9 protein-coding genes are annotated in these 10,373 nt (G+C 72.3%); all 9 read right to left on the reverse strand.

What is annotated here, in order from left to right; all coding sequences use genetic code 11:
• Window positions 1-74 precede the first annotated feature (74 nt).
• Window positions 75-851: a phosphate ABC transporter ATP-binding protein PstB gene (gene pstB / locus DMH08_RS36005; RefSeq protein ID WP_026404428.1), complete on the reverse strand. Its 777-nt coding sequence runs from the start codon at window positions 849-851 to the stop codon at window positions 75-77.
• Between the two features lie 39 nt (window positions 852-890).
• On the reverse strand, window positions 891-1,808 hold the full coding sequence (pstA, locus tag DMH08_RS36010; RefSeq protein ID WP_125620640.1) for a phosphate ABC transporter permease PstA: 918 nt from the start codon (window positions 1,806-1,808) through the stop codon (window positions 891-893).
• Window positions 1,805-2,722 (reverse strand): phosphate ABC transporter permease subunit PstC, encoded by a 918-nt coding sequence (pstC, locus tag DMH08_RS36015; RefSeq protein WP_084550873.1) that lies wholly within the window; start codon window positions 2,720-2,722, stop codon window positions 1,805-1,807. The genes pstA and pstC overlap by 4 nt, the downstream gene beginning before the upstream one ends.
• Before the next feature lie 160 nt (window positions 2,723-2,882).
• The gene (gene pstS / locus DMH08_RS36020) at window positions 2,883-3,989 is read right to left on the reverse strand and encodes a phosphate ABC transporter substrate-binding protein PstS (protein WP_026404431.1); all 1,107 of its coding nucleotides are present in this window, start codon (window positions 3,987-3,989) and stop codon (window positions 2,883-2,885) included.
• 397 nt (window positions 3,990-4,386) lie between these two features.
• Window positions 4,387-5,262, reverse strand: coding sequence for a mycothiol synthase (mshD, locus tag DMH08_RS36025; RefSeq protein ID WP_199748167.1), 876 nt, complete (start codon window positions 5,260-5,262; stop codon window positions 4,387-4,389).
• A 91-nt stretch (window positions 5,263-5,353) separates the two neighbouring features.
• Window positions 5,354-6,559, reverse strand: coding sequence for an inorganic phosphate transporter (locus DMH08_RS36030; protein WP_233618013.1), 1,206 nt, complete (start codon window positions 6,557-6,559; stop codon window positions 5,354-5,356).
• The gene (locus tag DMH08_RS36040) at window positions 6,556-7,176 is read right to left on the reverse strand and encodes a DUF47 domain-containing protein (RefSeq protein ID WP_026404434.1); all 621 of its coding nucleotides are present in this window, start codon (window positions 7,174-7,176) and stop codon (window positions 6,556-6,558) included. The genes DMH08_RS36030 and DMH08_RS36040 overlap by 4 nt, the downstream gene beginning before the upstream one ends.
• A 396-nt stretch (window positions 7,177-7,572) precedes the next feature.
• A complete protein-coding gene (locus tag DMH08_RS36045) occupies window positions 7,573-7,767 on the reverse strand; it encodes a hypothetical protein (protein WP_325052979.1) in 195 nt (64 codons plus the stop codon).
• Between the two features lie 163 nt (window positions 7,768-7,930).
• Entirely contained in the window at window positions 7,931-10,162 is a 2,232-nt protein-coding gene (locus tag DMH08_RS42535) for an AAA family ATPase (protein ID WP_125620642.1), read from the reverse strand.
• Window positions 10,163-10,373: the final 211 nt, after the last annotated feature.

Raw genomic sequence — 10,373 nt, forward strand, 5'->3', positions numbered from 1 at the left:
GGACTACATCACCGGCCGCTTCGGCTGACCCGCCCCGCGGCCCGCCCGACCGGACGGACGGGCCGCGGGGCGGGTCAGCCGAAGCGGCCGGTGATGTAGTCCTCGGTGGCCTTCTGCTCCGGGTTCGTGAAGATCTTGCTGGTGTCGTCGATCTCGATGAGCTTGCCGGGCCGGCCGGTCCCGGCGATGTTGAAGAACGCCGTGCGGTCGCTGACGCGGGCGGCCTGCTGCATGTTGTGGGTGACGATCACGATCGTGTACTGGGACTTCAGCTTGGCGATGAGGTCCTCGATCGCGAGGGTCGAGATGGGGTCGAGGGCCGAGCACGGCTCGTCCATCAGCAGGACCTGCGGCTGCACGGCGATGGCGCGGGCGATGCACAGGCGCTGCTGCTGGCCGCCGGAGAGGCCGGCGCCGGGCTTGCCCAGCCGGTCCTTGACCTCGTTCCACAGGTTGGCGCCCTGCAGGGACTCCTCGACGATCTCGTCGAGGCGGCTCTTGCGGCGGACGCCGTTGAGCTTCAGGCCCGCGGCGACGTTGTCGTAGATCGACATGGTGGGGAACGGGTTGGGCCGCTGGAACACCATGCCGACGACGCGGCGGACGGCGACGGGGTCGACGGACGAGTCGTAGAGGTCCTCGTCGTCCAGCATGACCTTGCCCTCGACGCGGGCGCCGGGGATGACCTCGTGCATCCGGTTGAGGGTGCGCAGGAAGGTGGACTTGCCGCAGCCCGACGGCCCGATGAACGCGGTCACCGAGCGCGGCTCGACCGTCATCGAGATGTCCTCGATGGCGTGGACGCCGCCGTAGTAGGCGTGCAGCCCGGAGACTTCGATCCGCTTGGCCATGGGTCAGGTGCTCCTATCGGGGTCGTGCCGGGGGTCGGGTCAGCGGCCGGCGGGACGGCGCCGAGCGATCAGCCGCGCCACCAGGTTCAGCAGCATGATCAGGCCGATCAGGACGAGCGCGCCGGTCCAGGCGCGGTCCAGCGAGTTCTGGTTCGGGTCGCCGGCCTGCTCCCAGATGAAGGTGGGCAGCGAGCCCTGGGGGCCGTCGAACGGGTTGTTGTTGATCGCCTTCGTGAAGAAGATCGTGAGGAGGAGCGGCGCGGTCTCGCCCATGACGCGGGCGACGGCGAGCATGACGCCGGTGACGATGCCGTTCATGGCCGTCGGCAGGATGACGAACAGGATCGTGCGCCACCGCGGGACGCCGAGGGCGTAGGACGCCTCGCGCAAATCGTTCGGGACGAGCTTGAGCATCTCCTCGGCGGACCGCGTGACGGTCGGGATCATCAGGATCACCAGGGCGAGGGATCCGGCGAAGCCGGAGTACTCGAAGCCGAAGGTGAGCAGCCACAGCGCCAGGACGAACAGGCCCGCGACGATCGACGGGATGCCGATCATGACGTCGACGAAGAAGCTGACGATCTTGCCGAGGCGCCCGTTGCCGGCGTACTCCACCAGGTAGATGGCGGTGAGGACGGAGATCGGCACGGCGATCAGGGTGGTGATGCCGACCTGCATGAGGGTGCCGACGATGGCGTGGTAGGCGCCGCCGCCCTCGTCGATGCCGCTGACCGCGTTCATCGAGAACTGGAAGAACGTCGGGTCGAGCCGTTCGAGGCCGTTGACGACGACCGTCCACAGGACCGACACCAGCGGGATGACCGCCAGCGCGAACGCCAGGTAGACGAGCCCCTGGACGGCCCGGTCCTTGATCTTCCGGGATGCCGACACCGACGTGAGGGACGGGCCGGACGGGCCGGACGGGCCGGACGGCTTGGTGAGCGAGGGGGAGGTCACACGAACTCCTTGCGGCGCGCGACGACCGCGCGGGCGGCCATGTTGACGAGCAGCGTGATCACGAACAGCACGAGGCCGGAGGCGACGAGGGCGCCGCGGCCGGTCTCGGTGGCCTCGGCGAAGCTGTTGGCGATGTTGGCGGCGAAGGTGTTGCCGCCGTTCTCGAGGATGCTCCAGTTGATGCCGGGCACGAAGGTCAGGACCATCGCGACGGCGATCGTCTCGCCGAGCGCGCGGCCGAGGCCGAGCATGGAGGCGCCGATCATGCCGGAGCGGCCGTACGGCAGCACCGACATGCGGATCATCTCCCAGCGGGTGGCGCCGAGCGCGAGGGACGCCTCCACGTGCGCCTGCGGGACCTGCAGGAACACCTCGCGGGAGATGGAGGAGATGATCGGCAGGATCATGATCGCGAGGACGACTCCGGCGGCGAACATCGAGTTCTTGCCGGGGCTGTCGGTGGAGAACAGCGGGATCCAGCCGAGCAGGGTGCTGAAGAACTCTCCGGCGTCGTCCATGTACTCGGACAGGAAGATCAGGCCCCAGAGCCCGTAGACGATGCTGGGCACGGCCGCGAGCAGGTCGACGATGTAGCCGAGCCCGGACGCCAGCCGCCGCGGCGCGTAGAACGAGATGAACAGCGCGATGCCGATCGCGACCGGCGTCGCGATGACCATCGCGATCAGCGACGACATGATCGTGCCGAAGGCGAGCTGCGCGATGCCGAACTCGGGCGGGTTCGCGTTGGGGTTCCATTCCTCGCTGGTGAGGAAGCTCGCCTCGTTCTCCTGGAGCGCGGGGACGGCCTTCCAGATCAGGAAGACGGCGATGGCGGCGACGATCGCCAGCACGGTGAGGCCGGAGCCGCGGGCCGCGGAGACGAAGATCTTGTCTCCGGCCCGGCCGGTGCTCATCGCGCGGGCGAGGCCGCGCTCCTTCGCGGCGGCGTGCGCCTGGACGCCGGTGTCGCTGGTCACGGGGACTCCTCCTTGAAGATCACGTCGTCGGCCGAACGCGGACCGGCCCCGCCGCCGAGTACCTCGGCGGCGGGGCTGCTGGTCGGTCGGGCTGCCGTCAGGACAGGGCCTTCACGGACGCCTGGACCTTGGTCAGCACGGTCTGCGGAAGCGGTGCGTAGCCGATGTCGGTGAGGATCTTCTGACCGTCCGCGCTGGACGTGTAGGTCAGGAAGGACTTGACGAACTCGGCCTGCTCGGCGGGCAGGCCCTTCTCGCAGGCGACCTCGTACGTCACCAGGACGATCGGGTAGGCCCCGGCCTCCTTGGCGGTGTAGTCGATCTCGAGCTCGACGTCGTTGCCGGTGCCGACGACCTTGGCGCCCGCGACGCCCTTGGAGGCGCTGTCGGGGGTCAGCTCGGTGTACTCACCGGCGCCGTTCTTCACCGAGACGGTGTTGAGGGAGTTGTTCTTGGCGTAGGAGTACTCGACGTACGAGATGCTCCCGGGCGTGCTCTTCACCAGCTGGGTGACGCCGTCGGACTTGTTGGCGCCCTGGCCGGTGCTGTTCGGCCACTTCTTGGCGGGCTCCCACTTCCAGACGTCGCCCGCGGTGGCCTTCAGGTAGTCGGTGAAGTTGTCGGTCGTGCCGGACTCGTCCGAGCGGTACACCGGCTTGATGTCGGTGTCGGGCAGGGTGACGCCCTCGTTCTGCTCGGCGATCTCCGGAGCGTTCCACTTGGTGATCTCGCCCGCGAAGATCTTCGCGAGGGTCGGGGAGTCGAGCTTGAGGCCGTCGACGCCGTCCAGGTTGTAGGGGATCGCCACCGGGCCGACGACCATCGGCAGGTTCAGCGCGGGGCCGCCCTCGCAGCGCTGCTGCGCGGCGGCTTTCTCCTCCTCGTCCAGGGCGGAGTCGGAGCCGGCGAAGGACACCTGGCCCTCGGTGAACGCCTGGATGCCGGCGCCGGACCCGGTCGGGTTGTAGTTCAGGGTGGCGCCGGGGCACGCGGCGGCGAACGCCTTGGACCACTCCTCGACGGCGTTCTTCTGCGCGCTCGAGCCGGCGGCGTTGATGCTGCCCTCGGCGCACTCGATCGAGCCGGCGGCCGGGGCGTTGGCCGAGGCTTCGGTCTCGTTGGCATCGCTCCCGCAGGCGGACAGGGCAAGCGCCCCCGCGACGACCACGCCGCTCAGTGCGGCAAGTCGGGAACCGTTCTTCACCGGAGGGTCTCCTCTTGATTCTTCGTCAGGGCGGGCTTCCCCGGTCGGCGCCCTGGTGGGCCGGCCGGGGGCGGGGGGTCACCGTCGGATTTGAAGGTAGGCAGGCGAGGTGACCAGCCGCCCCGCTCCGGGTGAACGGACGATGAACGACGCCGGGCATGGTTGCGAAGAATGCCCCGATTCGTGATGGCGTTCCGGTTAACAGCGCTGCTCAGAACACCCACGGTCCAGTAAAGGACTCTTGGGCATGCGCCATCGCGAGGGCCACGCGCGGGGGTCATCCGGCATGAAACCGGGTATGGCTACTGAATTCGGTCGCGACGCTCCCGGGGCGGGAAGTGCCCGGGGCGGAAGGCAGGAACGCCCGCAGCGGGGCGGGAGGGCCGCCGAGAGCCGGTCAGGCGGCCGTGGCGTACATGACGTCGACGGCGTACCGCGTGAAGCCGAGGGACTCGTACAGCCGGACGGCCGCGGTGTTCGACTCGTCGACGTACAGCATCAGCTGGTCGAGGCCCAGGCCGCGCAGGTGGTGCAGGCCCGCGAGCGTCAGCGTGCGGCCGAGGCCGAGGCCCTGCGCGTCCGGGTCGACGCCCACGACGTACACCTCGCCGATGCCGCCGGGGTGCACCTTCGTCCAGTGGAAACCGACGAGCCGGCCGTCCCGCTCGGCCAGGAAGAAGCCCGCGGGGTCGAACCACGCCTCGGCCTCGCGGTCGCGCACGTCCTCGATCGTCCAGGCGCCCTGCTCGGGGTGGTCGGCGAACGCGCGGGCGTTCACCCGCAGCCACGCGTCCTCGTCCTCGCCGGGACGGAACGCGCGCAGCGCGACGCCCTCGGCGGCCGCGACGGCGGGGAGGGGGTCGGCGGCGGGGCGCCGCATCTGGAACAGGGCGCGGACCCGGTCGAGCCCTTCGGCGCGGGCGAGCGCGGCCGCGGCCGGCAGGTCGCCGTGCGCCCACACCCGCAGCGGGCCGCCCGCCTCCGCCGCCAGGGCGCGCAGCAGCGCCCGCCCGTGGCCGCGGCGCCGGTGGCCGGGGTGGACGACGAGCTCGCCGGACGCGGGCTCGCCGCCGTCCGCCGGGTCGAACCGGGCGTAGCCGACGACCGCGCCGTCCTCGACGGCGAGCAGGCCGGGACGTCCGGCCTTCAGGGCGAGCTCCGAGTGCTCCGACAGCGCGCCGACCCCGTCGGCCGCGGCGGCCGCCTCGGCGACCGCCAGCGCCCCGGCGATCTCGTCCGTCCCCAGCGTCGCGCGCGCCCGCAGTCCACTCACGCCCTCACCCTATTCGCCCCGAGCCGGCCCGCCGTCCTCCGCACCGGGCGGCGGACCGGCCGGGAGATCGCACCGGACGCCCCGGCACCGGTCACGCACCGAACAGGTGCACGATCCAGTACACGACGGCCGCCACCAGGGCCGCCGCCGGCATCGTCAGGATCCACGCCGTGACGATGTTCCCGGCCACGCCCCACCGGACGGCCGACAGCCGCTTCGTGGCGCCCGCACCCATGATGCAGGACGTGATGGTGTGCGTCGTCGAGATTGGAGCGTGCCAGATGTAGGCGGTCGCGTAGAGGATCACCGACGCGGTCGATTCCGCGGCGAACCCCTTGGGCGGGTCCAGCTCGATCACCTTGCGGCCCAGCGTCCGCATGATCCGCCAGCCGCCCGCGTACGTGCCGAGCGACAGCGCCCCCGCACAGGCCAGGATGACCCACAGCGGGACGCTCTGCCCGTCGGAGTGCCCGGTGGTGACCAGCGCGAGGACGATGATGCCCATCGTCTTCTGCGCGTCCTGGAGGCCGTGCCCGAGCGCCATGGACGCCGCCGACAGCGACTGCGCGATGCGGAACCGGCGCCCGAGCCGCCCCGGGTTGGACCGCCGGAAGATCCACAGGATCGCGACCATCACCAGGTAGGTCAGCCCGAACCCCGCCACCGGGGAGATCACCATCGGGAGCGCGACCTTGTCCACGACCGTGCCCCAGCTGACCGCGGACGCCGACGCGACGCCCGCGCCGACCACGCCGCCGATCAGCGCGTGCGAGGACGACGACGGCAGCCCGAAGTACCAGGTGATCATGTTCCAGGTGATCGCGCCCAGCACGCCCGCGGCGACGACCGTCAGGCCGTGCAGGCCCGTCGGCGGGGTGATCACCTCGCTGACGGTCTTGGCGACCTCGACGCCGAGCAGCGCGCCGACCAGGTTCATGACGGCCGCCATCAGCAGCGCGGCGCGCGGCGTCAGCGCCCGCGTCGACACCGAGGTGGCGATCGCGTTGGCCGCGTCGTGGAACCCGTTGGTGTAGTCGAAGACCAGCGCGATGACCACGACCACGATGAGGACGGCCGTCTGCGCCTCCGACTGGAGGCCCACCGCGCCCGAGATGATCACGGCCAGCAGCCCGATGCCGAGCAGCGGCCAGAACCGGTCCGGCCCCCGCCGCGCCTGCTCCGCCAGCGACGGCTCGCCGCTCGGCGGCGTCGGCTCGGTCAGGACCGCGCCGACCTTCCCCCCGACGTCCCGGCCGGTGTCGCCGCCCCTGCCGGGCGGCTCCTCCGCAGTGCTCATGATTCCTTGACCGCGATGGTCTCGACCGTGTTGGCGACGTGCTCGAAGGCGTCCGCCGCCTCCTCGAGCCGGTCGATGACCTGCTTCATCTTCATGACCATGAGCGTGTCGTGACCGCCGTTGTTGAACAGGTGCGCCAGCAGCTTGCGGTAGACCTGGTCGCCCTGGTTCTCCAGCCGGTTGATCTCGATCCAGTACTCGTTGAGCTCCTTCATCGACCGCAGCCGCGGCATCGCCTCCGCGGTGAGCTCGGCGGCGCGCTCCAGGACCTCGACCATGTGGACGATCTCCTTGGGGAACTCGTCGATCTTGTAGAGCACGACGAGGTCCGCGGCTTCTTCCATCTCGTCCATCACGTCGTCGAGCGTGGAAGCCAGCCGGTAGATGTCCTCCCGGTCGAAGGGGGTGATGAACGTTTCGTTGAGCCGGCGCATGATGGCGTGAGTCGACTCGTCGCACGCGTGCTCGCATGCGCGCATCTTCTCCGCGATCGCCGGCCGGTCGGCGCCGTCGCTGATGAGCTCCACGAGCAGCCTGGCACCGGTGACCAGGTTGTTCGCCGAGTCGGCGAACATGTCGTAGAAGCTGTCCTCACGCGGCGTGAGACGCAAGCGCACGTCGTTCTCCTGATGTGCCGGAACAGTCCGCAGAGGATCGTAGGCGCAACCAGCCGTAAAAAGAACCTTTGCCCCAGCTTCGGCTGATGTTCCCCAACCCTCTTCCCTATAAGACTGCCCTAGGCGGTGAGTCGCATACTTGCCGGGATGCCCTGAAGGGTGTGGCCCGCCGGACGCATCTGCGTCGCTCCGGTCGTCCCCCGCGAACGCCGAGGTGACATTGGTTACAGCCGCCGCTCGCTCCCCCAGCGGCACGCCCGTCCGGCGGTGGCGGACGGCGCCCCGGACGGCCCGCGGGCCAGGCGCGCGCGGTCCGGTGCGGCGGGCGTGCCGGGCACCGAAAAAGAGACCGGGGGCGTCCCTCGCGGACGTCCCCGGTCACGGACCGTTGTTCGGCTAATCCTGCGGTGTCAGCTCGCGACGACCGGCGTCGCCGGGACCCAGCCCGAGCACCATGTCGATCTCGGCGTTGGTCAGCGGCTCCTTCGCCGCCGCCACCGCGCTCAGCATCTCGGCATAGAGTTCGATCTCGTCCAGCGCAACGCGGTCGTGGACGCGCAGATCGAGGTCGTGCCGGCGCACCGCGTCCACCTCCCGGTTTCGTTCCCCGCACCCCGCGTTCGAGGCTACGCGGATGGCCCCGCGACGCACATGACCCAAGAGGGCCATTCGCGGGCCACTCCCCCCGGTGGTCTTCCCGGGTGACCCCCGCATGATGCGCGCCGCCCGCCGCGAACTCGCGGCGCCGCCCCGCTCAGCCGTTCCGGAAGTCGCCCATCATCTGCTCCAGCGGCGACTCCGGCAGGTCCCGCGCGGTCAGCCGCGACACCGTCGCCGCGTTCACGTCCGCGCCCGCCAGCCGCGCCGCCTGCCGCGCCACCGTCTGCTCGAACAGCGCCCGCACCGTCCGGGCGTAGGCGAACGCCGGGTCGTCCCGCATCCGCTCCAGCCGCGTCAGCACCTCGACCTTCAGCTCCTCGTCGAGCATGTACAGGTCGCGTTCGGCGTACGACTGGAACAGCCGCATCAGGTCGCGGTCGCCCATCCCGGTGAACTCCAGCGTCCGGCCGAACTCCGCGCGGAACGCCGGATGGCCCGCCAGGAACCGCTCCGTCTCGTCCTTCGGCCCCGAGCACACCACCAGGAACCGGCCCCGCCGCTCCGCCATCTCCCGCAGCAGCTCCCGCACCACCGCCGGGGACCGCCCCAGCAGGTGCGCCTCCTGGATCAGCAGCACGCCCCCGAGCGCCTGCTCCACCATCCCGGTCACGCGGCGCCGCACGTCCGCGTCGTCCCGTCCCGCCAGATGCACCGGACGGCACCCCACCACATGCCCCGACCCGAGCCGGCCCAGCGCCGCGTAGATGCCGCCGAGCAGGCCCGCGACCGTCGTCTTGCCCGTCCCGGACGGCCCCGTGAACAGCAGGTTCCGCGCGCCCGGCGTCGGCACCCCGTGCCGCTCGCGGTCCGCCGCGACCTGCGCCTCCTCCGCGAGCTCCCGCACCGCCGCCTTCACGTCCGCGAGGCCCGTCAGCTCGTCCAGCCGCGCCAGGTGGACGCCGATGTCGCCCGGCGGCCGCAGCGCCGGCTCGATGCCCTCCGCGACCCCCTCCAGGTCGTCCGGCGTCAGGACGAGCCGGTCGTGCGACGCCCCCGCCCGCTGCATGTTCCGTTGGCACGCCTGATCCAGGTACGTCTCGACGAGCCGCGCGTTCACGAGGTCCCCCGGCCCGCGCAGCCGCTCCAGGTCGGCCCGCGCCCGCTCGAGGGCCTCCGCCCCGACCGTCACCCGCCGCTCCTCCGCGAGCAGGTGCAGCAGCGTCATCCGGTTGTCGACGTCCGCGAAGTCCGGCATCCGGTGCACGCGGAACGCCTGCACCAGCTTGGGGTGGTCCTGCAGCAGCCGCTTGTACGCGCGGGGCTCGCACGTCGCCACCACCGGCGTCGTGTTCACCGGGTCCCGGCGGGCCCGCCGCACCGCCCCCGCCGCCGCGTGCGGATCCGCCGCCTCGGTGATCGCCGCGCCGAGCCGCTCGAACAGGATCACCGGCCCCGGCTCCGCGAGGAGCCGCCCGAGCCGCTCGTCCGGCGCGTCCCGCACGTCCTCGGCGTCGTGCGCCCGGACCGTCCCGTCCCCGATCCCGCCGTCCCGCAGCGTCAGCGCGATCAACCGGGCGAGCCGCCGCTGCCCCGAGTGCGGAACCCCCACCAGCAGCACGCCCGGCGTGCCCGACCGGATCGAGCTCGGCGCCCCGTCCACCCGGGTCTCCTCGAAGCCCGCGCCCGCGGGCGCCGTCAGCTCCACCGCCTGCTGCCGCAGCTCGTCGAGCAGCACCGCCGTGTCGTGGCCGCCCGACACGTACGCGATGCCGAACCGCTCCATCGCCCGCCGCTCGCTCCGATCGCGCGGCGGCGGGATCTCGTGGACGGGCGTCTCGGGGGACGGCGTGTCGTCCAGGAAGTCGAAGTTCCCGACCATCGTCTCCGACATGACCCGCGTGCCCGGGTCGCCCGCGTCGGGCGCCGTGGCCTCCTCGTCCATGCCGCCGGGCCCGAGCACCCGCGTCCCCGGCGGCCGTCCCGGCGCACCGGGCCCGCCCTCCACCCGGGTCGAGCGCGGATCGAACCCGCCCGGCGGGACCGCCTGGCCGTACCCCGCGTACGGCGCGGCGTTCGCGTCGTCCTCACCGGGCCACCCGATGCCCGGGGCCGCCGAGCCCGCGGGCCCGCCGCCCGGTGCGTCCTGGTCCTCTCCGGGCCACCCGGTCCCCGGCGGCGGCTGCGCGCCCGCCGGCTCCTCCCCGGGCCACGGGTGCCGCCCCGCGGCCGCACCGGACGGCCGGAACCCCAGCTCCGTGTAAGGCGGCGCGGCCGACTCGTCCCCGGCCGCGTCCTCCCCGGGCCACGCGGGCCCCTGCGCCGCACCCGCGCCGCCCGGCCCGGACGGCCCACCGGGCCCCGGAGGCGGAGGCTGCGCGCTCCGCACCGCGGCCGCGTCCTCCCCGGGCCACCCGGGCCCCTGCGGCCCGCCTGCGGCCCCACCCGGCCGTGTCCCACCGCCGAGCCACCCCCCGGCGCGCGGCGCCGGCCGCCGCCACCCCCGCCGCCCTTGACGTGCGCGCGCCTCTGGGCCCGGGCGCGGCCCTCTCCCTGGCCCCGGGCCCGCCGCGCAGGGAGTGCACGGAGCGGTGGGCCGC

The organism is Actinomadura sp. WAC 06369 (genome assembly GCF_003947565.1).
GTDB classification, from domain to species: Bacteria; Actinomycetota; Actinomycetes; order Streptosporangiales; family Streptosporangiaceae; genus Spirillospora; species Spirillospora rifamycini.

Bases quoted from the DNA above. Each gene is read 5' to 3' on its own strand.
- pstB (WP_026404428.1), bottom strand. From the start codon at position 851: ATGGCCAAGCGGATCGAAGTCTCCGGGCTGCACGCCTACTACGGCGGC.
- pstC (WP_084550873.1), bottom strand. From the start codon at position 2,722: ATGAGCACCGGCCGGGCCGGAGACAAGATCTTCGTCTCCGCGGCCCGC.
- DMH08_RS36030 (WP_233618013.1), bottom strand. From the start codon at position 6,559: ATGAGCACTGCGGAGGAGCCGCCCGGCAGGGGCGGCGACACCGGCCGG.